We start from the raw sequence: 24,098 nt of genomic DNA, 5'->3' as shown, positions 1-24,098 counted from the left end.
TGCCGTGCAGAATCGCTACTCGGAACTGACCGCCGACACCGAAACGGTGAACGCGGAGGATCAACTGAACATCCGCATCGCCTGGTACTACTACGTCAACAACATGACCCAGCAGCAGATCGCCGACCGTCTCGGCATCACGCGCGTGCGGGTCAACAAGGCGCTGGCGACGTGCCGTGAAACCGGTGTGGTGCAGATTCGCATCAATTCGCCGCTGGCCTCGTGCATCGAGCTTGAGGAGCGGATTCAGGAGCGGTTTGGCCTGGAGCGGGTCACCGTGGTGCCGTCCCCGGACGATCCGTCGACCATCTTTCGCGTGCTTGGGGTGGGTGTTGCGCCGAGCATCGAGGAGTATCTGGTCGATGGCTGCATCATCGCCGTGGGCTGGGGCCGCACCCTTCGTCAGGCGGTGCGTGAACTGCAAGGCCGGGCGCTGCCCAACATGACCGTGGTGTCGCTGCTCGGCGGCCTGCATTACGGGTCGGCAAACAACACCGTGGAAATCGCCTCCAGTCTGGCGGGCCTGTTCGGCGGCTCTTACTACTACCTGGCGGCCCCGGTGTTCGCGCCCTCTGAGCCGTACCGGGACATGATCCTGGCAGAAGCCTCGGTGCAGGATGTACTGGGCAAGGCACGTCAGGCCGATCTGGCGCTGTTGACGGTCGGCGATCTCAGCGAACGCTCGCTGATGCTGGAACTGGGGCTGGTCAATCCCGAAGACGCCCGCTCACTGCGCGCCGCCGGCGCCGTGGGCGATCTGCTCGGCCGCTGGCTGGATCGCGACGGCATTGAAGTCAATCACCCGTTGAACCGACGCGCGATTTCGCTGGATCTTGAAGACCTGCGCAAGATCGGCAAGGTGGTGCTGGTATCGGGTGGGCCGTACAAGGCCGAGATCATTCGCGCGGTGTTGCTGCGCAACGTCGTTCACGAACTGGTGATCGACGAAAGCGCCGCGCAGCAACTGCTCGAACAAGACAACTGACGCTGGAGCAACCGCCATGGCCACTCACGACTTCATGGGCAAACGTATCCTGGTGACCGGGGCCGGCAAGGGCATCGGCCGTGAAACCGTGCAATGGCTGGCACGCTGCGGTGCACAAGTCATCGCCCTTGGACGCAATGCGGCCGACCTTACCTACTGCGACCACACCTTGGTAGTGGATCTGGCGGATGTCGCGGCGACCCAGGCCGCTGTCGCCTCGATGCTGCCAATCGACCTGCTGGTCAACTGCGCGGGCGTCGTGGAACTGGAGTCGTTTCTCGACACGTCGGTGGAGACCTTCGATCACTTGATGGCGGTCAACACGCGCGCGCCCATGGTGGTGGCTCAGGTGGTGGCCCGGGACCTGATCAAACGCGGTATGCCGGGCGCTGTCGTCAACGTCTCGAGCCTCGCCGCCGCCGTCGGCACTCGTGATCATCTGGCGTATTGCGCCTCGAAGGCCGCGCTGGACGCAATGACGCGGGTCATGGCCGTGGAGTTGGGGCCGTATGGCATCCGGGTCAACAGCGTGAACCCGGTGGTGACCCTGACACCGATGGCCGACAAGGCCTGGAGCGACCCGGTCAAGGCCGCGTCAATGCTCGCGCGCATTCCGTTGGGACGTTTTGTGCAGCCGAGCGAAATCGCCTCGACCATCGCCTTCCTGCTCAGCGACGATGCCGGGATGATCAATGGCGTGACGTTGACGGTCGATGGCGGTTTCAGCGCCGGTTGAGCTTCGCGAGGCGCGGATACAGGTCACGCAGCCTTGGGTACAGCTCGCTGTAGAGCGCCAACAGTTCCTGGTGAAATTCGCGCAACGCCGGATTCGGCAAGAACGTCTCGCCGTCCTGGGTCATGACCTGCGCCGCGCTGGCGAAGTCTTCGTACCAACCGGCACCGACCGCCGCCGCAATGCCGGCGCCCAGACTGGAGGCTTCCTGGGTCGCGGCACGGATCACCGGCCGGTCGGTGATGTCGGCAATGATCTGACACCACAGACGGCTGGCCGCCCCACCGCCGATGGCGACGAACGTGTTCACCGGCTCGCCCGTGGCCTGGACCATGCGTTGTGTGGCAACGGCTTGCTCAAGGGCAATGCCTTCGAGCACCGCCCGGTAAATTTCCGCGCGTCCGTGATCCGGCGACAACCCCAACAGGCATCCGCGTGCGTCCTGATCCCAGTACGGATTCATCACACCGTTCCAGTACGGCAGCAGGATCAGACCGGCGCTGCCAGGCGCCACCCGCGACGCCTCGATTTCAAGACGAATCAGGCTGTCCGGTTGAGCGACCACGTCAATCTCGAAAAACTGTCGCAACAGGCTGTTGATCAGCAAGGTGCCGGAGCGGAGCGAGGTTTCCAGCACATAGCCCTGACGGTCGATGGCACACATCGTGCGGAAAGCCTCGTCCACCCTCGGCGTGTCGGCATACACCCCCGAGACAATCGCCGTGCCCAGATTCAGGTACGCAGTGCCAGCACTGACCACACCGATGCCCAGCCCGCCCGCCTGCCCGTCTCCACCGCCCGCGACCACCGGCGTGCCCGCTGGAAGCCCGGTCAGCGCCTGCGCCTGCCCGGTTACCGTGCCCAGCACGGAGCCCGGGGCAGCAGCGTTGGGAAAACACGCGGTGCTGAGCGGGATGGGCAGCGCCTGGAGCACGTCCTCGGCCCAGGCATGCGTGTGAATGTCGAAAGCGCCAAACGGATCGGCGCTGGCCCAACTGGTAAGGAACTCGCCCGTCAGCTTGCGTACCAGCCAGGCGTGCGGTTCGTAGACATGTCGAATCTGCCTGAAGCGCTCGGGTTCGGCATCCGCCATCCACGCCAGGCTGTAAATGGCGGGGGCCCAGTCGTGGGGTTTGCCGGTGATGGCGTGCAACCGCTCGTGACCGACGCGCTGACAGAGCGCGGCCACTTCGTCCTTGCGGCGCTCGTCGAGCCAGAGAATCGCCGGCCGCAGCAACCGGTCCTCGGCGTCAGTGACCGCCACCGTTTCGCGCTGATTGACCACGCAGACGGCGGCGATGACCTTGCCCTCGATCATTGCCAGCAGAGACTTCAGCGCACATTGCGTGGCCCGCCACCAGTCTTCGGGGTCCTGCTCGTAGGCGTTGGGTGCCGGCCGGGACAACGCCAGTGGCGCCCGCGCCTGCGCCACCAGCATGCCCCGCACATCCCAGGCAATGGCCTTGCACGTGGTCGTGCTCAGATCGATCCCTATGACGATTTTCTGCATGCGTGCCCTGCCCCAACCCCGTCCATCAACGTCCACGACAACCGCAGGACCGAAGGCCAAGACTAGTTGAGTATTGGTTTTAACGCCGCTTGATAGCAGCCCCTGAAGACTTTATTTCTGGCCAGGGGCTGCAGGAGCAAGCTTGCTCGCGATCTGGCGCGAAGCGGCAGCAAAACCGGCTAACCCGCCGTGTCAGCCCGCACCTGCGCTCAGGTTGTCGTGGACGGTGAATTTGTGTCGCTGGCAGGCAAGTCAACACGGGGCGTGGCCCAATCGTGTCGGCAATCGGCCCGATTGACGCCGACCCTGCCCAAAGACCGGCTCAACATCGAGCTGCCATCGGCGAGCCATGACTCGTTGCGGTATTTCGCCTCGACTTCACCAGCAAGGGAACACCTGACATGACCAAGGCAAAACTGAGTCTCGCCTGGCAGATCCTCATCGGTCTGCTGCTAGGCATCGCTGTCGGCGCACTGCTCAACCACTTCAGCGCAGACAAGGGCTGGTGGATCGGCAACGTGCTGCAACCGGCAGGCGACCTGTTTATCCGGCTGATCAAAATGATCGTGATCCCCATCGTGATTTCTTCCCTGATCGTCGGCATCGCAGGCGTCGGCGACAGCAGGAAGCTCGGCCGCATCGGCGTCAAGACCTTGCTCTACTTCGAGATCATTACCACGTTGGCAATCGTCGTCGGCCTGGTGCTGGCCAACGTATTTCAGCCCGGTCACGGTATCGACATGAGCCAGTTGGGCACCACCGACATCTCCCAATACGAGAAGACCACCAGCGAAGTCCAGGCCAACCACGCCTTCATTACCACCCTGCTCAATCTGGTGCCGCCCAACGTGTTTGCGGCCATCGTGCGAGGCGACATGCTGGCGATCATCTTCTTCTCGGTGATGTTCGGCCTGGGCCTGTCCAGTCTCAAGGACGAGCTGCGCCTGCCGCTGGTAAGCGTGCTGGAAGGGGTGTCGCAGACCATGTTCAAGATCACCTACATGATCATGCGCTGTGCACCGATTGGCGTTTTCGCACTGATTTCGGTCACCGTCGCCAACTTCGGCTTTGCCTCCCTGTGGCCTCTGGCGCGCCTGGTCACGCTGGTCTACGCCGCCATCGCCTTCTTCGGCATCGTAATCTTCGGCCTGGTGGCGCGGGCCTGCGGGTTTTCGGTGTGGAAGCTGATGCGCATCCTCAAGGCCGAGATGATCCTCGGCTATTCCACGGCCAGTTCGGAAACCGTGCTGCCGCGCATCATCGAGAAAATGGAAGCCTATGGCGCGCCTCGCGCGATCAGCCGCTTCGTCGTGCCCACCGGCTACTCGTTCAACCTCGACGGATCGACCCTTTATCAAAGCATTGCGGCGGTGTTCATCGCCCAGCTATACGGTATCGACCTGTCGTTAGGCCAGCAGATCACGCTGGTGCTGACGCTGATGGTAACCTCCAAAGGCATCGCCGGTGTGCCAGGCGTTTCCTTCGTGGTGCTGCTGGCGACTCTGGGCAGCGTCGGCATTCCGCTGGAAGGACTGGCATTCATCGCCGGGGTCGACCGCATCATGGACATGGCCCGCACGGCGCTGAACATCGTCGGCAACGCGCTGGCCGTGCTGGTCGTCGCCCGCTGGGAAGGGATGTACGATGATGCGGCCGGTGAGCGCTACTGGAAATCCCTGTCTGCTCCGTCACCCCGGAGCGAACAGCTCATTGCAACGGCTAACTGACATCAGCGAGGTCGACTCGATGGCCCCTCTTTCGCCCAAGTTCAGCGGCCGGTCGTCCGAGCGCTTCCGGTTTGAAATCAGCGAGAGCAGCGGCTATGCGCAGGACTGGCATGCCCACGACTGCCATATGCTGTTGTTGCCGCGTCAGGGTGGACTGTTCCTGTCGACCGAAAACACCCCCCAGGCGCGGCATGTGTCGCGGCAGTCGTTCTCGCTGGTGCCAGCCGACTCCGCCCATTCCACTCGGGCAGCGCCGGGCCGGGAAAAGCACGTGGCGCTGTATGTAGACTCCGAACACATCGAGCGTCAGGGTCGCCTGGAGGGCTATCGCACGTTCGCGCAGCGGGCCCATCGCGCGGAGGTCTGGCAAGGCAGCGACGCCCTGGACAGCATCCTGCTGCTGCATGATCAACTGCGGCAGGTGACCTCGCCCGACGCGTTCCAGCGCCAGCTGCCACACCTCAATCAATTGCTGTTTGAAGAATGCGCGCGGCTGATCGCCACGCAACAATCTCAGCCGCAGCCTGCCGAGCGGCTGCAGCACGCGCTGCTGGTTCGCGACATCCAGCGGTACGTGCAGGAAAATCTGCAGGACGACTTGACCGTCGACCTGATCGGCTATCAGTTCCACCTGTCCCGGCGCCACCTCACCCGCCTGTTCAAGGCCTTCACCGGCGAAACCCTGCTGGACTTCACAAACCGCACGCGAGTGGAAACCGCCGCAAGGCTGATTTCCACCACCTCGCTGTCGATTCTCGACATCAGTCTGGCGGTGGGCATCGATTCGCCCTCCTACCTCGCTCGCCTGTTCAAGCGTTATCTGGGCGTAGTGCCCAGCCAGATGCGCAAGCCGCGCTGATCCGGGGGCGTTGGCCTAAACGTGCGGGTCGGCGACCCGATCGAGCGGGACCGTCACAAAGCCCTTGGGCACAATCGACCCCGTCTCCCGTTTTCGAGGTCACCATGAAGGATGTGCGCGTTGTAGAAGTCTTCAAATCCAGCCAGGGCGGCGGCAACCCGGCACCTATCGTCATCGACGCAGAAGGCCTTGATGCTGAGCAGATGACAGCCATCGCCCGCGCCTACGGCCATGAAAGCGGCTTTGTGTTTGCGGCAGGGGAACGCACCGGCAGCGATTATCAGTTCCGTTTCTTCGTCCCGCTGCATGAGATGAGCATGTGCGGCCACGCCACCATTGGCACAGTGTGGCTGCTGCATACCCTGGGCAAGCTGAAAAACCATCAGTTATCGATCGATACGATAAGCGGCACCGTCACCGCGCAGGTTCATGACACGGCCGGCGAACCTCCTTTTATTGAAATCTCCCAGCCTGTCGGCGTCATCGAGCCGCTGAGCAAACCTGAGCTGCGCGAGCAGATCATCCGGGCGATCGGTCTGGACGCCGAAGACATCCTCGATCTTCCGTTTCTCAATGCCGCGACCAGTCGGGTGAAAACTCTGATTCCGGTCAAAACCCCCGAGCGGCTGGATGCAGCGCGCCCTGACTCGGCTCGGATCGAGGCCCTGTGCAAGGCCCTGGACTCCACCGGTTTTTACCTGTTTTGCCCTCACCCCGGGGCACCTCGGCAGTTCGACAGCCGCCAGTTCCCCAAGGCTTCGGGCTACCCGGAAGATGCCGCAACCGGCATCGCCGCCACTGCACTGGCGTTCGGTCTGCTGAATTACGGCCTGATCGAGAGCAGCACTGAGCCAGTGTTGATCCATCAGGGACGTGCCATGGGCCGCCCTTCAGACATCTACGTACGTTTCGATCTGGACCAGACGAACACGCCGCGCGGTTGCTTCGTCGGGGGTTACAGCGCCTTTGCCGACAACCAGACGCCGTCGGGAGAGGCCCATGGCTGAGGACTCGAAGCCACAGTGGTTGCCGCTGCGCGAAGTCGCCGAGCCCTTCGGCAGCCGACTGGCGGCGTTGTATCCACTCATGCCGGACACGTTCGTCGTTCCGGCGCACTTTCAACTGAGCGTGCTCGATGGCGACCTGTTATGGGTCTCGGGCCAGGTGCCGCGCTTCAATCAGGACATTCGCTACACCGGCATCGTCGGCCAGCAGGTGTCGATGGAACAGGCGCGCGAGGCTGCGCGCCTGTGTGTGGCGAATTTTCTTTCTATCGTCGCAGCCGCCTGTGACGGCGACCTGGGCCGCGTAACGCAGGTCGTCCGCATCACGGGTTATGTGCGGGGCGATGCGGACTTTGCGGCGCAGTCGGAGGTCATCAACGCCGCATCGCAAGTACTGACTGCACTGTTTGGCGCCCGTGGCAGACATGCCCGCTCAGCCATCGGTGTGCATTCACTGCCCGGAGGGGCGGCGGTCGAGGTAGAAGGCGTGGTCAGGCTCAAGACATGAATGATGTCCAACACCGCTGCCAAGTACATCGACGCGGGTAAAGTCCCGGTCATCTGCGCCATCAACGCACGCAGGCGAGCCTTACCGTCAGCAAAACAGCGGAAGGTTTGCCATTGCGGCGCTGATATAGAGTGTTGCTGGATGGGATGGCCAATCGCGAATGAATTCGCTCCCACAAGGAGTGCAGGGGTGTCGCCATAGCAACCCGCTCAAACAGCACATTGACAAGCAAGCCTTCGCTCATCGAGTCTGGTCTCCCCCACACCGCAGGAGAACAAGATGGCGAGCAAGGAAGAGATTTCGGCGTTCATCGCCCGTGAGTTTCCGCAGACCCGGATCGTCGTCGAAGCGGTGGGTGATCAACGGGCGACGATCTCCCAGGTGATCGATCATGCTGACCTGCGCCCTGGCGGGACGGTATCCGGGCCGACGCTGATGGCCGTGGCCGATGTTGCGCTGTACGTCGCGGTGCTGGGCGTCATCGGCATCGTTCCGTTGACCGTCACCACCAGCCTCACCATCAATTTCCTGCGCAAACCCGAAGCGGGTCGGCGCATCATCGGTGAATGCCAGTTGATGAAAGTCGGCAAGACGCTGGCCATTGGCGAGGTGTCGCTGTACTCCGAAGGTATACCGGACGCAGTCGCCCATGTCGTCGGCACCTATGCCATTCCGCCGCAGCACCTGCGTTGAGTAACACTCAGTGCGAACCTCTTGAGCATCGAGCACTCAAAACCCAGGCAGCCCCGAACGCTGCGGGCCGTTCAGCAAACCTGAACGTCGAACCCTCATCCCTTCGATGGAACGCTTATGAAACGTTATCTATGGCTCGGTCTTCTCGGCTCGCTTTCCCTCGGTGCCCAGGCGGCCACACTCGATGTCCCCATGAACCTGGTCAGCGCCGACGGCGCGCCACAACCCATCGGTCAAGTCACCATCAGCGAAACCGCCTACGGGCTGGTGTTCACGCCCAAGCTGAGTTCGTTACCTGCGGGCGTTCACGGTTTTCACGTGCATGAAAACGGCAGCTGTGATGCTGGTACCAAAGACGGCAAGAAAGGCGCGGCACTGGCCGCTGGCGGACATTTCGACCCGAAAAAGACCGGCAAACACCTCGGACCTTATGTCGAAGGCCACTTGGGCGATTTGCCCGCGGTCTACGTCACCGCCGACGGCATGGCCACCTATCCGGTGCTGGCGCCGCGGTTGAAAAAAATCTCGGACATCAAGGGCCACGCGTTGATGATTCACGCAGGTGGTGACAATCACGCCGACATGCCCATGCCGCTGGGCGGTGGTGGCGACCGCGTCGCGTGCGGGGTGATCTGACCGTGAGCGGTCGGGGTGCTTGACCCCGCTGTCCGATACGGTTGAAGCCAGCGAAACGCGCGAGCTGCCTGTCCAGGCACGGGGCCGGAATGACCCCGTCGCGCGCTTCGCTTCCTCCGTTACAACGTTTAACCCTTAACCGGGCATCAGCCCCAGAGCGTGCGCCCAAAGAACGTCAGCGTGCGGTCCCACGCCAATTGCGCCCAGACCGGGTCGTATTGAGTGCCCGGGATCCGTCCGTAACCCACGGCTTCTTCGTTGGTGAACGCGTGATGCGCCAGATAGCGATGGAACTCGATGTCCACTCCGCCCTCGCTGAGTTTTTCTTCCAGTTTGTCGACGTTTTCCGCCGGGAAGAACTCGTCCTGCGTCGCCCAGTGCGCCTGGACCGGCACTTTGATGGCCTTGGGATCGAGGTATTCCAGCGGCGGCATGCCGTAAAAGACCACGCCCGCTGACAGTTCAGGGATGAAGTTCAATGCCAGCAAGGTCAGCGCCCCACCCATGCAGAAACCGGTGACGCCCACGTTCCGGGTGTGGCCTTTGAGGTATTGCACGGCGCCGCGGATGTCCTGCGAGGCCGCGTCGGCGAAATCGAGTTTGCTCATCAGGTGATGCGCTTCCTCTTCCTCGACCGTCATCTCCCCCCGGTACAGATCAGGCACCAACGCCAGATAACCGGCCGCTGCCAGGCGGTCGGCGACGCCGCGAATCTGATCGTTAAGGCCCCACCATTCCTGAATCACCACAATGGCGGGAGCGCCCTCGGTCTTCGCCGGGCTGGCGAGGTATCCGTTCACATCCTTACCGTCCGGACGTTTGTAGCTGATGGTTGTACCTGCTGGCTGTTTCGCGGATTGATTCACGTTGATCTCCCAAAGGTGAAAGAAAGCGTCTGGACGGCTGTTTGCGGGTCACTATGCCGCCCGGGTTCTCTGTTCTACGTCACTTGCCTGTCGCTTGAAAGAACGAAATGCGTTTGCTCAATGAAACCTTTGATCAGAACGTACCGGGATAGCCACCCCCGTCCAGCAACAGGTTCTGGCCCGTCATGAACCCGGCCTGCGCGCTGCACAGGAATGCGCAGAACGCCCCGAATTCATCGGCGGTGCCAAAGCGCTGTGCCGGCACAGCCTTGCGGCGCTGGTCGGCCAACGCGTCAACGCTGACGCCCTGCTTGTCGGCGGCCAGGCTGATGTTTTTCTGCAAACGTTCGGTGTCGAACGGCCCTGGCAACAGGTTATTGATCGTGACGTTCTTGCCCGCCAGCTGCGGCTGACGCGCAAGACCTGCAATAAAGCCGGTCAGGCCGCTGCGAGCACCGTTGGACAGGCCCAAGGTGTCGATCGGCGCCTTCACCGCGCCCGAGGTGATGTTGATCACGCGGCCAAACCCGCGTAAGGCCATGCCGTCGACGCAGGCCTTGATCAGTTCGATGGGCGTGAGCATGTTGGCGTCCAGCGCCTTGATCCAGTCCTCGCGCTGCCAGTCGCGAAAATCGCCGGGCGGCGGGCCTCCGGCGTTGTTGACCAGAATATCGACCTGCGGACAGGCAGCCAGCACCGCGTCTCGCACCGGCGCCTGGCTGATGTCACCGGCGACCGTGCGCACTTCGATGCCGGGCGCCAGCGTACGCAACGCCGCGGCGGCGGCCTGCAAGGCTTCATCGCCCCGGGCATTGATCACCAGATTGACGCCTTCTTTGGCCAGCGCTCTTGCGCAGCCCAATCCCAGGCCCTTGCTGGCGGCACAGACAATCGCCCAGCGTCCCGACACTCCCAGATCCATGACACGACTCCTGTTCATTCGATGATGAAAACTCAGGCGTCAAACTTAGCATCAAGTGAAGGGGTGAGCGCGGTCAGCCGTTTTGCAGATCGGAGGTGATAGAGGGCGTGCACAGATCGGCACGAGAGGCCGCGCGCTCCGCTTCACGCATGGCGCGCAGCTGCTTTTTCAGCGCCGGCACCGACGGCGCGTAGAGAAAGCCGAATGACACACTGTTACGGCGCCCCTTCACCGCATGGTGCATCAAGTGGGCGTGATAGAGGCGCTTGAGGTAGCGATTGCGGGGTTGGGGGCGCACCGGCCAGTGACGGTGGACGATGCCATCGTGAACCAGCACGTAGATCAAGCCAAAGGCGGCAACACCCGCGCCCACCCATTGCAGCGGGTCGAAGCCGCTGTTGCCCAGCACGATCAGACCGACCGCGACCATGCCCAGTGCCAGCAAATAGACGTCGTTGGTCTCGAACGCGCCCAGGTGCTCTTCATGGTGCGAGCGGTGCAGGAACCAGCCCCAGCCATGCATGACGTACTTGTGCGCAAGAAAGCCGACACCCTCCATGAGGAACAGGGTGATGAGGAAAATCGCAGCGTTGAGGATCATGAAGTTGAGCACATGGTGTCGAGGATGCCGCGGGTGTCTGAACGTCGACGTGCAGCATACCGGGGCGGCGCTGAAAATCAAAAAACCGCTGACCAAAAGGAAGATGGATACCCTGTGGGAGCGAATTCATTCGCGATGCAATGTGTCAGACGACAGCGAGTGTCGCCTGTACCGGACTCTCGCGAATGAATTCGCTCCCACAGGGATCTGCGTCGGACTGCCTCGGCAGGCTCAACACGAAGATTTCACTCACAACGTTTGCTTTCCTGACCGACCGATGTAAAAAATGGTCCCATGGGTGAACGGTTGGTTCGTTCACTGTACTAATGCCCGCGACCGACAACGGCTCGCCGGCATCGCTTTCAAGGAATTCAGAATGGCTCCAAGACATGTAATCAACGCTTCGGTCAGTCCAAAAGGTAGCCTGGAGACGCTGTCGCAACGCGAAGTCCAGCAACTCAGCGCCGCCGGCTCAGGCAGTATCTATAACCTCTTCCGCCAGTGCGCCCTGGCCATCCTCAACACCGGCGCCCATGTCGACAACGCCAAAACCATTCTCGAGGCCTATAAGGATTTCGAAGTCCGCATTCATCAACAGGACCGTGGGGTACGCCTGGAGCTGCTGAACGCTCCGGCCGATGCCTTCGTCGACGGCGAAATGATCGCCAGCACGCGTGAAATGCTGTTCAGCGCCCTGCGCGACATCGTCTACACCGAAAGCGAACTGGACAGCCAGCGCATCGACCTCAGCACCTCGCAAGGCATCACCGATTACGTCTTCCACCTGCTGCGCAACGCCCGCACCCTGCGTCCCGGCGTCGAACCGAAGATGGTGGTGTGCTGGGGTGGGCACTCGATCAATACCGAAGAATACAAATACACCAAGAAAGTCGGCCACGAACTGGGCTTGCGTAAACTGGACATCTGCACCGGTTGCGGCCCCGGCGTGATGAAAGGCCCGATGAAGGGCGCAACCATTGCCCACGCCAAGCAGCGTATCAGTGGTGGACGTTATCTGGGGCTGACAGAGCCGGGCATCATCGCCGCCGAGGCGCCGAACCCGATCGTCAACGAACTGGTGATCCTGCCGGACATCGAAAAACGTCTGGAAGCCTTTGTCCGCGTGGGTCACGGCATCATCATCTTCCCGGGCGGCGCCGGCACCGCTGAAGAATTTTTGTACCTGCTGGGCATCCTGATGCACCCGGACAACCAGGGGCTGCCGTTCCCGGTGATCCTGACCGGACCGAGAAGCACCGCGCCGTACCTGGAGCAATTGCACGCATTCGTCAGCGCCACACTGGGTGAAGAAGCGCACAAGCACTACCAGATCATCATCGACGATCCGGCCGAAGTGGCTCGCCAGATGACCGAGGGTCTGAAAGAGGTGCGCCTGTTCCGCCGTGAACGTGCCGACGCCTTCCACTTCAACTGGCTGCTGAAGATTGAAGAAAGCTTCCAGCGCCCGTTCGACCCGACCCACGCCAACATGTCCAGCCTGCAACTGCGTCGCGATCTGCCACCCCACGAGCTGGCGGCGAACCTGCGTCGGGCGTTCTCCGGCATCGTCGCCGGTAACGTGAAGGACAAGGGTATCCGCCTGATCGAAGAAAACGGCCCGTATGAGATTCATGGCGATGCTGAAGTCATGAAGCCGCTGGACAAGCTACTCCAGTCCTTCGTAGAGCAACACCGCATGAAACTGCCGGGCGGCGCAGCCTATGTGCCGTGTTATAGAGTCGTATCGTAACGGCGGCCTCTCCCCCGGCGGCTTTGCACGCTGTCCGATGTAAAACGCAGCCTCTGTAGGAGCCGGCTTGCTGGCGAAGCGTCCGCCCAGTCACCTATAGGGTGGCTGAAACACTGCATTCGCCAGCAAGCCGGCTCCTACAGTTGGATCTTCACACACCGACGGAACCCCCATGATTCAACTCCGCACCATGACCGCCGAAGACTTCGAGCGTTTCTGGCCCACCTTCCAGGCCGTGATTCGAGCACAGGAAACGTACGCCTACGACCCCGACCTGACCTATGAACAGGCCTTGTACCTGTGGCTGGAATACCCACTGCACACGCTGATCGCAGAGGAAGACGGCGAATTGCTCGGCAGCTATTACCTCAAGGCCAACGCCGCCGGGCCGGGCAGTCACGTGTCCAACTGTGGCTACATGGTCACTCCGGCAGCCAGAGGGCGCGGCGTCGCCCGACTGATGTGCGAACACTCCCAACAACTGGCGGTGGACAGCGGCTTTTCTGCGATGCAGTTCAATTCAGTGGTGTCGACCAACGAGGTCGCCGTAGCCCTGTGGCACAAGCTGGGTTTCGAAACGGTCGGGCGTCTGCCCCGCGCCTATCGCCACGCAAGACTGGGAATGGTCGACTGCCTGGTGATGTACAAATGGCTGGCCGAGATGCCCGCCTCGCGCAAGGCCAAGAGCCCGTTGCTGATCGGGCGCAAAAACATCGAATCAGTGATCTCGCGGCCAAGGCGCAAGGCCCCGGACAAACCCGCCTGATTATTTTCCCGACACATTGGAACCACCGTTGCCCTGACGCCACTCACTGCCCAAAGCATCTATTTGCAGGGAAGGCGTCAGCATGGCTTTACCACCCGTTTCCCTCGGCCAGACTTCACACGTCAGCAACGTTTCACTGAACAGCGGTGCGTCTGAAACCTCGGGACCGAAACAGCGCAACGGCGTGTTCGCCAAAATGGCCAGCGCCAGCCAGTCGGCGATCAGCAAGGGCCGTAACTTCACCGGCGGGCTGTTCAGGGCTCGCTCAGCAGAGGCCTCTTCGGTCACGCGCAGTTCACGTGCGCCGTCGCCGACAAATGCCACCACCTCTACCGTCGCCGCGCCTCAGGGACAAGCCATCGGCGGGCCGTCGCTGCCATCGCGGGCACCCTCCCTGGCCTCCGAGCATGCGCCACCGCAAGCCCCCACGCCTGTCGGGCCAGAGCATGGGGCCGCAGCGCCCGAAGTCGCCATACCGCTGACACCCAGATTGACCATGGCGCTGAACAATCAGCGCCTGGTGTTCGGCGAACTCGGCGTCACCAATCGCACGGAAAACCTCCTCGATAGCGTGCTGAACAGACCTGGCGAGCGCTACCAAGGCCTGGCGGAGCTCAAAAACGCCCCTGACAAGACCGAGTATCTGCTGAGCGATAGGCGCAGCCGACTGGTCCATGCCCACGCCAGCGACCTGGCCGTCTCGGTGTTCAAAAGCAGCGACCACCAGGCCAACGCTTCGACCATGAAGATGCCGGGCGACGCCCACCGAGCGCACATCACGGGCGTGCACCTGGACGCCGACGGCAATGCCTTCCGCATCCATGAAAAGAAGCTGTACACCCTCAATGGCGACGAATGGCAGCCACACGCCTTCACCGACGACCTGAAAAGCCTGCAAAAACTCGGCAGTGAGGTGTACGCCATCGACAGCAGCGGCGGCGTCCGGGCGCTGAGCCATCCAGGCGTGGCGGTGCCGTTCGAGCATGACGTAAAGGCGCTGACCCACGTCGATGGCGCCCTGATCGCATTGACCGCCGATGGCGACAAACGCCTGCATCTGGAGCGCAGGGACGGCCTGGGCAACGGCCATCACGCCATACACGCGCTGACTGACGACCACGGCCCGCTGGACGACGATGAAACCGCTAAACCGACAGCCATCGTCCTGCAGGGCAATCAACTGCTGGTCAGCACGGCAACCGGTGCGTTACGTCGCGCCGAGCTGCCCGACGACCTGCTCAACGAACGACTCGACAGCATCGGCACCGGCGAAACCCACGCATTGGAGCCGCTGCAACTGACCGATGCACCGGCCTCGAACGCGCTGCAAAAGGTATTGGGGCAACACCGCTATGGCGAATTCTTCACTGACGACGACCAGCTGTTCGCCAAGATCAAAGACAGGCACGGCGACGAACACAGCGCCAGTTGGAACGCCCAGGCCAACGCCTTCGTGCCGGGCTGGAACCTGAGTCAGGTGCTCATGCTCGACCGACAACAGGGTTTGCCGCAGTTGGCCCCTGCCGCGAGCGAGCAGATTCAGCTGCCTCGGGGGCGTATCGCCCGGCACGAAGACGACCTGCTGGCGCAAGATCCGCGGACCGGGGAATGGAAGAAAACCAGCGAGAAAGGCATCAAGGGCCTGATTGCAGGACGCGACGGCTTCGCTTACGTGATCGACAAGGACAACACGCTCAAACAGCTCAAAGTCGTACCCCAGGCCACTGCGCACAGCATGAGTAACGGCGTCGATCTGACGCTGCCGGGCAGAACGACCGAAGCCAAAGGCACGATCATGCGTGGCGCCGAACACGTGGCCGTGGAAAAAGCGGCCATCCAGAACGACCAGCGCTACATGACCCTGAGCGAAGGCGTGCTGCGCCTGCACGATCAGAATGGCGAGCGGGCAAAATTGCCCCAGATCCCCGGTGAGGGCGACATCGCCGGGATCGGCAGCGACGGCAAGGACTGGTTCGCCCTGAAGGACGGCACCCTGCACCAGATGAGTGGAGCCGCCGCCGATCCCAAGCGCCTGTCCAGCCCCAGCGCTCGCCAATGGACGCAGCCTGCGGTGAATGGCCTGCCGGCTGGCGCGACGCTGGAAAATCTGACCACGGATAACGAGGGCCGTCTGTGCCTCACCGCGAGCACGCCCGGTGCGAATCCGGGTGATGCTGCAGTCAGCAACGACTATGTGCGCGGCGATGCCGGCGACTGGTCCCCCGCCACCCCTTCCCCGGCGAGGGCCAACACGCCTGCCCACCAGCACTTCGACAACCTTGCCGCCGGCGAGCCGGCATTCACCCGTCGGGGCAATATCAAGACCAGTTTCAACGTGCTGGGCCGCAACAATGTGGAGACCGCAACGCCCACACACTACGCGCCTCATTCTCTGACCCAGAACTACGTCACTGCGCATCTGGCGTCGACCGGCGCATTCAAGGTCCCCGCCGACAGCATTCAGCATGCCTGGAGTGGCCGCGAAGGTCTCAGGCCGGTGTATGACCGCGAAATCGAGACGTTGCGTCAGCTCAGCGAAGCGGTGAGAAACCTTCCGGCCGTGAATCCTGCGCCCATGGCTGAACGCCTGCAGACCCTGGGTCAGCGGCCGCTGACCGAACCGGTGGCCGAACTCTCCGAGCTGTTCGAATGGTTCCAGAAGACGGTCAGCGACGACATGCAGAAAACGCTGCGCGAAGTGGCTCAGGATCAGGGTGCGATGCTCAAGAATGGCGACGTCAATATGGCGTATCGGGCCAGGAAGCCGCCGAAGACCGACCTGCTCGATGAAGTGTCCCAACTGCTCAAAGGCAGCGGCATCCGCGCCGATGACCCTCTGGGCAAAATGGTCAAGGACTTGCAGGACAACCATTTCACCCTTGAGCACCGCAATCCGACCTCGATGATCGGCGACTCGCGCAAACGTGGCGACAACCAGACATTGCTCTGCGCCCGGCTGGCTGCCAACGCACAGGTGATGCGGAGCATCAGCGACATGCTCGACGAACTGGTTGCCAACCCACACCGGCCCAAGGCCGATATCGACCTTCTCGCCGGCCGACTTGCGACCTTGCACAACGACACCTACGACAACAACCCGCTCAAGCGCTACACCGACGCAGGCTTTCGCAGTTACTCGTCGCTGGAAGCCAGTTACGACGCGACCAAGAGCCTGCTCAAATACATGCGCAAGGAGAACCATCCGGTCAAGCGCAATGTCCTGGAGGGGCTGCAAACCACTCCGGGACAACTGACCGAGAACCTGACCAAGGCATTGCGCGACCTGGAGCCCCGGGAGAGCCTGAAGATCAACCGCAACTACGGCGGCGGTGTGACGGGCGGCATCACCGGGCCCGCTGGCGACGCGTTCCTCGGCTTTCGAGGGGCCATCGATCCGGAACGCACCTATGGCATGACCTTCACCCGCTTCGATCGCGGCCTGAAAGTCTCCATGAACCGCGAAGGCGCCCTCAGTGGCACCGCCAGCTTCGGCTTTGGTGGCGGCCTGTCGGACACCAAAACCACACCCGGCGACAGCCATCAGAACGTTCAGTCCAACGGCGGCTGGTTCGGCGGTAGTCTGGACGCCAAGCACAAATACACCGAGAACACGGCGCTGAGCTTCTTCATTCGTGAGGATGAAATGGACGCCTTCATGGAGGACTTGCTGAACAAGCCCCTGCACAGCAGCCAGCGCACGGTCGCCAACGGCCTCAAGCCCATGGAGCTGATGAACCGTGGCGTCGAGCACGAAGTGCGCACCACCGGCAAACACAACTTCGATCTGGAGCTCAACGCCAATGTCGAATCGCGCACCAACTATGGCCAGACCGACGCTGAGCCTGTGGCCGGTTTCATGCGCTTCGGCGTCGGCCTGCTGGCCAACCTGGCGCTGTTGAACGCCGAGCGCGAACGCACCCGGGGCCGAGGCAACGACGGCCTGAAGACCGATATCTACAGCAGCAACCGCGCGCGCTTTCTGGAAAAAGGCTCGGTGGCCGGCTACGGCCGCCTGTTCAGCACCCTGTTCACCTCCCGCCCCAACGATCTGTTCATCGCAGGCGGCGCGCCCACCGGGGTGACGGCCAGCCTGTCGTTTGATAACAAGACCGGCAAGACCTACGACGTGCGTTTCAAGGATGCCCTGCCGGTACACAGCAGTGATCTGAAGAGTCTGGAAAGCAGCCTGGAAAAAGCCTTTCCGGCGATCAGGCAGGAAAAACCCGACGGCAAGAGCGTCGATGAGCGCCTGGCCGCCATGCAGCGGCAGTACGCAGGCCAGACGGTCGAAAACGATGCACAACATTCGGCCCTGACCAGCCTGGCGCAGACCCAGCGCCAGGAAACAGCCAGCAAACAGGGTTTGCCGCTGATGTCCCTGATGGACATGCTGGTCAAGCACAACAACGTCAACCGCATTGATCAGGCCGCGCTGAGCAAGCGTGGCATCGACGCCGTCAAGCAGATGCTGGGCAGGGATGTCCATCCGGGCAATGCCGAATGCATTCATGAGCTGCTGGGCGAAGATCCCCAGCTCAAGACGCTGCTCGATGACCTCAAGAGCGCCACCGGCACGACGCGGGCCGAAATCAAGCTTGAGGTCAAGGACGCGGTCAAGAAGCACATTGAGGACGCGGCGATCAAAGGCACGCTGACCAACGAGGCGCTCAAGAACACGCTGTCGGATCGCGGCAATCTGCGGATCAAAAGCATCGCCGTGTTCCGCACCGCCGCCAAGGACGACTCGCTGGGTGTGCCGTTGCCGTATGTCAGTTTCAAGAGCGGCAGCAACCTGAGCATCGAGCGTTTGCGCGGGGAAGTGACGTTCGAATACGGACTGGATCAGGAAAAACCGAAGACATTCACCCTGGACGGCGAACTGGCCGACAAGGGCGACAGCCAGCCGGCGCTGGACATGGCTGACGCCGCCCATGGCACATTCCGCCCACGCTGATGCCACGGCTCAGACCCTCAACCCCACCGACATTGACTGACAGGACGTGAAACATGGCCACCGCAACCGCACTGATCAACGCGCTGGGCAAGCAACTAGGCACCCCTTTGCAGCTGCAGAACGGGGTGTGCGCCCTCTTCGACGGCAGCCGCGAGGTGGTCATCGTCGAAATTCCAGGCGCTGGCGACGTGGCGATCCTGCATTGCAAGCTGCCGCTGCCCGCCGATCCCCGGCTCCATGAACGCCTGCTGCGGCTGAACTTCGATACCGCTGCCATGAGTGGCTGCTGGCTGGCGCTGGACCAGCAGTCCCACGTCCGCTTGTGTGCAGAGTTGCCCATAGAGGCGTTGAGCGAACTGACGTTCGTTCATTGGGTGCAGGGTTTTGTGCAACAAACCCGGGAAATCCCGACCATGTTGAGGATGCCCCACACAGCGCCGGCGAAACCGGCCGCCCCACGACCTCTTCCCGTAGGTTCGGCACGCCCAATGATCAGTTGATCCGGGATTCCGGGGCTGCTTCGTTCATCCAGGCCGGGCATGACGCTTTTCAACCTCTGCGCGGCGCTTTCGAAACTTGCCGGAATGCCATCTCTCTACGATTCTGTATGCACCGCCCGACACAAGGTGGCCAAGCTCACAAATACGCGCCGGAGAGGCCAGCATGACGACCGTAGCCGAACTACTGAAGCTGAAAGACAAGCACCACGGTGAAGTTCATACCGTTAGCCCTGAGCAGATGGTCATCGAAGCGATCAAGCTGATGGCCGATAAGAATATCGGTGCCGTTCCGGTGGTGATTGACGGCAAGGTGGTCGGCATCGTCAGCGAGCGTGATTACGCCCGCAAGATGGAACTGGCCGGAAGAGCCTCGGTGGGCACGCCGATCAGCGACATCATGACCCATGACGTGAAGACGGTGGACTCGCACCACACGGTCGATCAATGCATGAACATCATGACCGACCGCCGCCTGCGGCATTTACCAGTGGTGGATAACGGTCAATTGATCGGATTGCTGTCCATCGGTGACCTTGTCAAGGCAGCGATTGCCGAACAGACCAAACTGATCAAGAGTTTGGAGGGGTACATTCGCGGCGAGAATTAGAGTTAACGCCAGCACCCAGCCCTGCAGGCGCGAGCGTGCTCGCGATCGGTACATCAGACACGTTGAGGTGGCTGAATAAACGCAATCGCGAGCAAGCTCACGCCTGCAGGGTTAACGCCTGAATCGTTTCAACGCACCTTGAAACGGTCAATCATCGCCACCAGCCTTTCGTTGGATGCCACCAGCGCGTCGACGCTGGTATCGGTCTGCTGACCGCAACCGACCAGCTCCCCCACCATGTGCCGGATCGCGACCATGTTCTGGTTGATCTCCTCGGTCACCGCACTCTGCTGTTCAGCGGCCGTGGCGATCTGAGCGCTGAGGTCGTGGATGCGCAGCACCGAACCTGCCATGCCATCGAGCCCTTCGTTGACCCGCGAGGTACGGTCGGCAGTGGACTGGCAACTGACCTTGGTTTTTTCCATGGCGCCCACCGCAGTGCTCACGCCCTGTTCCAGTCGCGCCAGCATCTCGTTGATCTCCGACGTGCTCTGTTGGGTACGCCCCGCCAGTGCCCGCACTTCATCGGCCACCACGGCAAAGCCCCGGCCCTGCTCGCCCGCCCGCGCCGCCTCGATGGCCGCGTTGAGCGCCAGCAGGTTGGTTTGCTGGGCGATCCCGCCGATCACCCCGAGCACATCGGTAATGCGCTTGGCATCGACCTGCATCTCCTGCACGTATTGGGTCGCGTCTTCAACCTCGGCCACCAGCGCCAGAACACTGACCGACGCTTCATCCACCACATCCCGCGAGCGTTTCGCGGCATCGTTGGCCGATTGGGTAAAGCTGGCCGTCTGCGTGGCGTTTTCGGCAACGCTGTCGGCAGTGGCGCTCATTTCGTTGATCGCGGTAACAGCCTGATCGGTTTCCGACGCGTGGCGATTGAGGATCTGGTTAATGTTGCGTGACTGATCCTGCAACTGCGCCAGGCCTGCAGAGATCTGTTCGGTGCCGCTGCGCACCTCGACGATCATGGCCTGCTGGAAAGCGATGAACTTGTTCACCGACTGCCCCACGGCATCCAGCTCGTCCTGGCCCTTGATCGGGATACGCCGGGTCAGATCGGCCTCACCCGAGGACAGCGCATCAATGTTGTTGCGCAGCACGGTCAGCCGGCCCAGCAGGCGACTGAAGGCGAAACCCAGCACCGCCAGCAGCACAATCACCAGCGGGATCTGCAGCCAGCCGAGGGTTTTCATCACATCGGTGCTGCTGGCGGTGAGCATCGACGTCGGCAGCGACGTGGCAATCAACCAGGGCGTGCCGACGACCGGGCGCAGGAAGAACGTCAGGTCGCCCAGTTGCGGATCCTGGTATTCGCGGGAATACACGGCGTCGCCGGAAACCTGGGTCAGGCCGTCCTGAATGGATTTGGCGAACATCGACTGACCGCTGAACGCCGAAATGTTCTTGAGGATGATTTCGCCGGGGATGCGGCTCTGGTTGGTCAGCACCTTGCCGTCACGCTCGACGATCATCACCTGCCCCTGAATGTCCTTTTCCTTCTCCTGAATCAGGCCGTTGAAGAAGCCCAGCGTGACGTCGATGGTCGATACGCCATACAACGCGCCGTCCTTGTAGATGCCCATGGCGCAGTTGGTGCGCGGCTGCGGACTGGCTTCGTCCTGATAGGCCGCTGCCCAGGCGCACCTGCCTTTGGGCGCGTTCTGTCCGGCGCGGTGCCACGGCTGTTCCCAGTAGTTGGGCGCCGGATCGGAGTTCCAGTAGGTGCTCACCACCAACTGACCGCTGCCATCGCGATGATAGAACGTGCTGTGTTTATTAAGGCCCGGCGTGCGCTTGTCTGGCATCGGCCAGACGCCGCCGCCGAAGACCTTGGCGTCACCGTATTGGTCGACTAGACCGGGGAGCACCTTGTCGATGGCATCACTGTCCAGCAGCGGCACAGCCTGAGTAATGGCCCGGGACTGGGCTTCGACCCTGGCCAGGTCAGAAAGGATCCGCGTGCCGATCTGATCGACCTGATTGAGCACCAATTGCTCTTGCGAGGCACGAACCTTGGGCGTAACGAGGTATTCGATGCCCTGTTCGGTAATGACCGCGATCACGACGATCAGCGCCACAAATATGACCGTATAGCGCGCCTGCACTGTTTTAAACATCGTCGACCCCTTGGCTTGAAAATTTGTTGTTGTTTTTGCACAACGCCAAAGGGGTTATCGACTGAAAAAAAGGAAGGATGAGCCTCGGCGATGAAAGGTTTCACTGCCGCTGGAAAGGTCATTCAGCCAATCACTGCACCGGCAGAAAATTCAGGAACAGCAGGCTCTGGGCATAATTCAGACCGATCCGTCGGTAGCGCTCGTCGAGCATCTGAGTCAGTAAATCCAGGCGTGCGACGATCTTGCCGAACTCGGTGGCGAAACTCAGGTTGCTGCCCTCCTCGGAAATCTCGTTGGAAAACAGCATCAACTCGCCGTTGGCATTCTGCCGCTGGCTCAGCAACCAGGTGGCCTTCTCGATATTGCGGGCGGCGTTACTGACGAATTTAGGGTCGATTTGATCGGTCATGAAAAACTCTAGCCGTCCGCCGTGCGCAGTGACCAACATACTGCCGATGGCGTAGATGAAGGCACCGACGCGGTCTCCGAGGAATTCGGGGCTCAGGGCGTAGCTCAAGGCCGCGAGGTCACGGCGATTGCCTAACTGCGCCAAGGGTGTTCTCTGCTCGATGGCGTTGCGCACATTGCGCTCGGCGGACCGGGCGTCGACGAACCCTGACTTGCGCCACTCTGCCGGGTTGCGCAGGTACAGCTTGTTCATCAAAAGATACAAACTTTCCAGGTTGTCATGCATGGCCAGCGTTGCCATGCGATCCACGCTGGTCTGGAAAAACTCTTGAGGGCGGGTTTCGCTGAACTGCGTCGCCACGTCGCGCCCGTCCTGACGGGTGCAACCGGCGACGCCGAGCATCAGCATGGCCACCGCCAGCGCTGCGAGCGCGTTGCGGAGTACACAAGAAACGTAAGAAACACAGACCATCTATCACGAGCTTCAGCATCTGGACGTTGCGCGGATCGCCACGTCCTGGCCATGGATAGAGCCGTAAATCGGCAAAAAGTGCGACAAGGGGACGATATGCCGCTCAAAGACCCATAAATACTCATTACATTCAGCCACGTGACGGCTTGAAGATTTGACGCCGCCCTCGCCTTTCACCAAGCTAGCCGCCTTCACTCTGTTTTCAGGAAACACCCCGCGTGATGACCACAAGCCTGCACTGGCGCCGCTTTTTGTTCTGCCTCGCTCCGCTGATCGCCCTGCTCGCTGCCTGCGACGGTGGCGCGCCCAAAACCAAACCGTCCGAGGCCACGACGTACGTCAGCGTGGAATGGGACAAGCTGCCTGTTGTCAGCGACCAGGACTTGATGGCGGGCTACAACAGCTGGTTTTCAGCGTGCAAGCGTCTGGCCAAAGACCCGGTCTGGGGCCCCACCTGTGCCACGGCCGCGCAGGTGCAACCCAATCCTGCCGCCGTCCGCGAGTTTCTCAAGAACCAGCTGCAAGTCTATAGCCTGCGGTCGTCGGAGCATGGCGCCAACGGCCTGATCACCGGGTATTACGAGCCCATTTATAAAGGCAGCGAGCAACAAAACGATCAGCATCCCGTCGCGATCTATGGCGTGCCTGATGACCTGATTATCGTCAATCTCGACAGCATCTACCCGGAACTCAAAGGCAAGCGCCTGCGAGGTCGTCTGGACGGCCGGGTCCTGCGCCCTTACGACGACGCCGCGACCATTGGCGAGAAAGGCGTCAACGCCCCTGTACTCGCTTGGCTGGAAAACCCCATTGACCTGCAATTCCTTCAGATTCAGGGGTCGGGCCGGGTGCAACTCGACAGCGGTCGGCAACTGCGCATCGCCTACGCCGACCAGAACGGCCATCCGTACAAACCCGTCGGTCGCTGGCTGGTGGAACAAGGCCAGCTGACCAAGGACGAAGTGTCGATGGGCAGGATTCGTGACTGGGCCATTGCCCACCCCGAGCGCGTCCATGAACTGTTGGGCAGCAACCCGAGCTACGTGTTCTTCACCCTGCGCCCTGACAGCAACGAAGGCCCTCGCGGGTCGCTCAACGTTCCTCTGACCGCCGGTTACAGCGTGGCCATCGACCGCAAGGTGATTCCACTGGGCAGCCTGTTGTGGTTGTCTTCCACCCGCCCTGATGGCACGCCGCTGGTTCGGCCCGTTGCCGCGCAAGACACCGGCGGCGCCATCGCCGGCGAAGTCCGCGCCGACATGTTCTGGGGCACCGGCGATGCCGCAGGCGAACTGGCGGGCAACATGAAGCAACAGGGACAGATCTGGATGTTGTGGCCCAAGGGCGTAGCGTTGCCTAACGCGAAACCCAAGCAATGATCGGTTCCGGGCAGCGTTCCGTTTGCAATCCAGGTTCCGGGTTGATCTGAAACCGGTTTCAGGTATAACAGGACGCTCGCCTTCCTTCATTCTTA

The 24,098-nt window shown here is 61.7% G+C and carries 20 protein-coding genes and 1 pseudogene; 14 read left to right on the top strand and 7 right to left on the bottom strand.

Annotation, left to right across the window (positions count from 1 at the left end):
- The first annotated feature begins 4 nt into the window (after window positions 1-4).
- Window positions 5-985, top strand: a complete 981-nt coding sequence (locus BLS87_RS03840; protein ID WP_074750426.1) for a sugar-binding transcriptional regulator — start codon at window positions 5-7, stop codon at window positions 983-985.
- 16 nt (window positions 986-1,001) lie between these two features.
- The gene (locus BLS87_RS03835; RefSeq protein WP_074750424.1) at window positions 1,002-1,721 is read left to right on the top strand and encodes an SDR family oxidoreductase; all 720 of its coding nucleotides are present in this window, start codon (window positions 1,002-1,004) and stop codon (window positions 1,719-1,721) included.
- Here the strand turns inward: BLS87_RS03835 and BLS87_RS03830 are convergent.
- A complete protein-coding gene (locus BLS87_RS03830; RefSeq protein WP_074750422.1) occupies window positions 1,708-3,228 on the bottom strand; it encodes a xylulokinase in 1,521 nt (506 codons plus the stop codon). The two genes, BLS87_RS03835 and BLS87_RS03830, sit on opposite strands and share 14 nt — an antisense overlap.
- Before the next feature lie 401 nt (window positions 3,229-3,629).
- Between BLS87_RS03830 and gltP the strand changes: the two genes are divergently transcribed.
- From gltP to sodC, 6 genes are all read left to right on the top strand, one after another.
- Window positions 3,630-4,955, top strand: a complete 1,326-nt coding sequence (gene gltP / locus BLS87_RS03825; RefSeq protein WP_074750420.1) for a glutamate/aspartate:proton symporter GltP — start codon at window positions 3,630-3,632, stop codon at window positions 4,953-4,955.
- A gap of 19 nt (window positions 4,956-4,974) precedes the next feature.
- A complete protein-coding gene (locus BLS87_RS03820; RefSeq protein WP_074750418.1) occupies window positions 4,975-5,814 on the top strand; it encodes an AraC family transcriptional regulator in 840 nt (279 codons plus the stop codon).
- A 104-nt stretch (window positions 5,815-5,918) separates the two neighbouring features.
- Complete coding sequence (locus tag BLS87_RS03815; RefSeq protein WP_074750416.1) at window positions 5,919-6,821, top strand: PhzF family phenazine biosynthesis protein; 903 nt, start codon at window positions 5,919-5,921, stop codon at window positions 6,819-6,821.
- Window positions 6,814-7,326, top strand: a complete 513-nt coding sequence (locus BLS87_RS03810) for a RidA family protein (RefSeq protein ID WP_074750414.1) — start codon at window positions 6,814-6,816, stop codon at window positions 7,324-7,326. Before BLS87_RS03815 ends, BLS87_RS03810 begins: the two co-directional genes overlap by 8 nt.
- Before the next feature lie 279 nt (window positions 7,327-7,605).
- Complete coding sequence (locus BLS87_RS03805) at window positions 7,606-8,019, top strand: PaaI family thioesterase (protein WP_074750412.1); 414 nt, start codon at window positions 7,606-7,608, stop codon at window positions 8,017-8,019.
- Between the two features lie 117 nt (window positions 8,020-8,136).
- Entirely contained in the window at window positions 8,137-8,655 is a 519-nt protein-coding gene (gene sodC, locus BLS87_RS03800) for a superoxide dismutase family protein (protein WP_074750411.1), read from the top strand.
- A gap of 146 nt (window positions 8,656-8,801) precedes the next feature.
- Here sodC and BLS87_RS03795 read toward each other — a convergent pair whose 3' ends face one another.
- The 3 genes from BLS87_RS03795 to BLS87_RS03785 all read right to left on the bottom strand — a co-directional run bounded on the left by BLS87_RS03795 (window position 8,802) and on the right by BLS87_RS03785 (window position 11,044).
- Window positions 8,802-9,521: a dienelactone hydrolase family protein gene (locus tag BLS87_RS03795; protein ID WP_074750409.1), complete on the bottom strand. Its 720-nt coding sequence runs from the start codon at window positions 9,519-9,521 to the stop codon at window positions 8,802-8,804.
- A 133-nt stretch (window positions 9,522-9,654) separates the two neighbouring features.
- Window positions 9,655-10,443 carry an SDR family oxidoreductase gene (locus BLS87_RS03790; RefSeq protein ID WP_074750408.1) on the bottom strand — a complete coding sequence of 263 codons (789 nt, stop codon included), beginning with the start codon at window positions 10,441-10,443 and terminating at the stop codon, window positions 9,655-9,657.
- Window positions 10,444-10,516: 73 nt separating this feature from the next.
- Window positions 10,517-11,044, bottom strand: coding sequence for a sterol desaturase family protein (locus BLS87_RS03785; protein ID WP_074750407.1), 528 nt, complete (start codon window positions 11,042-11,044; stop codon window positions 10,517-10,519).
- 376 nt (window positions 11,045-11,420) lie between these two features.
- Here BLS87_RS03785 and ppnN point away from each other — a divergent pair, with 376 nt between their 5' ends.
- The 5 genes from ppnN (at window position 11,421) to BLS87_RS03755 (ending at window position 19,621) form a co-directional block, all read left to right on the top strand.
- Entirely contained in the window at window positions 11,421-12,794 is a 1,374-nt protein-coding gene (ppnN, locus tag BLS87_RS03780; protein WP_074750405.1) for a nucleotide 5'-monophosphate nucleosidase PpnN, read from the top strand.
- Window positions 12,795-12,966: 172 nt separating this feature from the next.
- Window positions 12,967-13,560 (top strand): GNAT family N-acetyltransferase, encoded by a 594-nt coding sequence (locus tag BLS87_RS03775; RefSeq protein ID WP_074750403.1) that lies wholly within the window; start codon window positions 12,967-12,969, stop codon window positions 13,558-13,560.
- Between the two features lie 82 nt (window positions 13,561-13,642).
- Window positions 13,643-18,514 (top strand): AvrE-family type 3 secretion system effector, encoded by a 4,872-nt coding sequence (locus tag BLS87_RS03765; RefSeq protein ID WP_083370595.1) that lies wholly within the window; start codon window positions 13,643-13,645, stop codon window positions 18,512-18,514.
- A gap of 53 nt (window positions 18,515-18,567) precedes the next feature.
- Complete coding sequence (locus BLS87_RS03760; protein ID WP_074750396.1) at window positions 18,568-19,014, top strand: type III secretion system chaperone; 447 nt, start codon at window positions 18,568-18,570, stop codon at window positions 19,012-19,014.
- 163 nt (window positions 19,015-19,177) lie between these two features.
- Window positions 19,178-19,621 (top strand): CBS domain-containing protein, encoded by a 444-nt coding sequence (locus BLS87_RS03755; protein ID WP_074750395.1) that lies wholly within the window; start codon window positions 19,178-19,180, stop codon window positions 19,619-19,621.
- Window positions 19,622-19,749: 128 nt separating this feature from the next.
- On the opposite strand, the gene BLS87_RS35085 is transcribed toward BLS87_RS03755, so the two are convergent.
- The 3 genes and pseudogenes from BLS87_RS35085 to BLS87_RS03745 all read right to left on the bottom strand — a co-directional run bounded on the left by BLS87_RS35085 (window position 19,750) and on the right by BLS87_RS03745 (window position 22,561).
- The gene (locus tag BLS87_RS35085; protein ID WP_425262198.1) at window positions 19,750-20,595 is read right to left on the bottom strand and encodes a methyl-accepting chemotaxis protein; all 846 of its coding nucleotides are present in this window, start codon (window positions 20,593-20,595) and stop codon (window positions 19,750-19,752) included.
- A 27-nt stretch (window positions 20,596-20,622) separates the two neighbouring features.
- Window positions 20,623-21,744, bottom strand: a pseudogene (locus tag BLS87_RS35080) (cache domain-containing protein); the annotation flags it as partial.
- Window positions 21,745-21,874: 130 nt separating this feature from the next.
- Entirely contained in the window at window positions 21,875-22,561 is a 687-nt protein-coding gene (locus BLS87_RS03745; protein ID WP_425262196.1) for a hypothetical protein, read from the bottom strand.
- 284 nt (window positions 22,562-22,845) lie between these two features.
- Here BLS87_RS03745 and mltA point away from each other — a divergent pair, with 284 nt between their 5' ends.
- Window positions 22,846-24,003, top strand: coding sequence for a murein transglycosylase A (mltA, locus tag BLS87_RS03740; RefSeq protein WP_074750389.1), 1,158 nt, complete (start codon window positions 22,846-22,848; stop codon window positions 24,001-24,003).
- Window positions 24,004-24,098: the final 95 nt, after the last annotated feature.

Source organism: Pseudomonas abietaniphila (assembly GCF_900100795.1).
In the GTDB taxonomy this organism is placed as follows: Bacteria; Pseudomonadota; Gammaproteobacteria; order Pseudomonadales; family Pseudomonadaceae; genus Aquipseudomonas; species Aquipseudomonas abietaniphila.
This window is presented reverse-complemented; position numbering and strand designations above follow the sequence as displayed.

Bases quoted from the DNA above. Each gene is read 5' to 3' on its own strand.
- sodC (WP_074750411.1), top strand. From the start codon at position 8,137: ATGAAACGTTATCTATGGCTCGGTCTTCTCGGCTCGCTTTCCCTCGGT.
- BLS87_RS03805 (WP_074750412.1), top strand. From the start codon at position 7,606: ATGGCGAGCAAGGAAGAGATTTCGGCGTTCATCGCCCGTGAGTTTCCG.
- BLS87_RS03835 (WP_074750424.1), top strand. From the start codon at position 1,002: ATGGCCACTCACGACTTCATGGGCAAACGTATCCTGGTGACCGGGGCC.
- BLS87_RS03790 (WP_074750408.1), bottom strand. From the start codon at position 10,443: ATGGATCTGGGAGTGTCGGGACGCTGGGCGATTGTCTGTGCCGCCAGC.
- BLS87_RS03785 (WP_074750407.1), bottom strand. From the start codon at position 11,044: ATGATCCTCAACGCTGCGATTTTCCTCATCACCCTGTTCCTCATGGAG.
- BLS87_RS03755 (WP_074750395.1), top strand. From the start codon at position 19,178: ATGACGACCGTAGCCGAACTACTGAAGCTGAAAGACAAGCACCACGGT.
- gltP (WP_074750420.1), top strand. From the start codon at position 3,630: ATGACCAAGGCAAAACTGAGTCTCGCCTGGCAGATCCTCATCGGTCTG.
- BLS87_RS03765 (WP_083370595.1), top strand. From the start codon at position 13,643: ATGGCTTTACCACCCGTTTCCCTCGGCCAGACTTCACACGTCAGCAAC.
- BLS87_RS03815 (WP_074750416.1), top strand. From the start codon at position 5,919: ATGAAGGATGTGCGCGTTGTAGAAGTCTTCAAATCCAGCCAGGGCGGC.
- BLS87_RS35085 (WP_425262198.1), bottom strand. From the start codon at position 20,595: ATGATCGTCGAGGTGCGCAGCGGCACCGAACAGATCTCTGCAGGCCTG.
- ppnN (WP_074750405.1), top strand. From the start codon at position 11,421: ATGGCTCCAAGACATGTAATCAACGCTTCGGTCAGTCCAAAAGGTAGC.
- BLS87_RS03810 (WP_074750414.1), top strand. From the start codon at position 6,814: ATGGCTGAGGACTCGAAGCCACAGTGGTTGCCGCTGCGCGAAGTCGCC.
- BLS87_RS03820 (WP_074750418.1), top strand. From the start codon at position 4,975: ATGGCCCCTCTTTCGCCCAAGTTCAGCGGCCGGTCGTCCGAGCGCTTC.
- mltA (WP_074750389.1), top strand. From the start codon at position 22,846: ATGACCACAAGCCTGCACTGGCGCCGCTTTTTGTTCTGCCTCGCTCCG.
- BLS87_RS03830 (WP_074750422.1), bottom strand. From the start codon at position 3,228: ATGCAGAAAATCGTCATAGGGATCGATCTGAGCACGACCACGTGCAAG.
- BLS87_RS03745 (WP_425262196.1), bottom strand. From the start codon at position 22,561: ATGCTGATGCTCGGCGTCGCCGGTTGCACCCGTCAGGACGGGCGCGAC.
- BLS87_RS03760 (WP_074750396.1), top strand. From the start codon at position 18,568: ATGGCCACCGCAACCGCACTGATCAACGCGCTGGGCAAGCAACTAGGC.
- BLS87_RS03775 (WP_074750403.1), top strand. From the start codon at position 12,967: ATGATTCAACTCCGCACCATGACCGCCGAAGACTTCGAGCGTTTCTGG.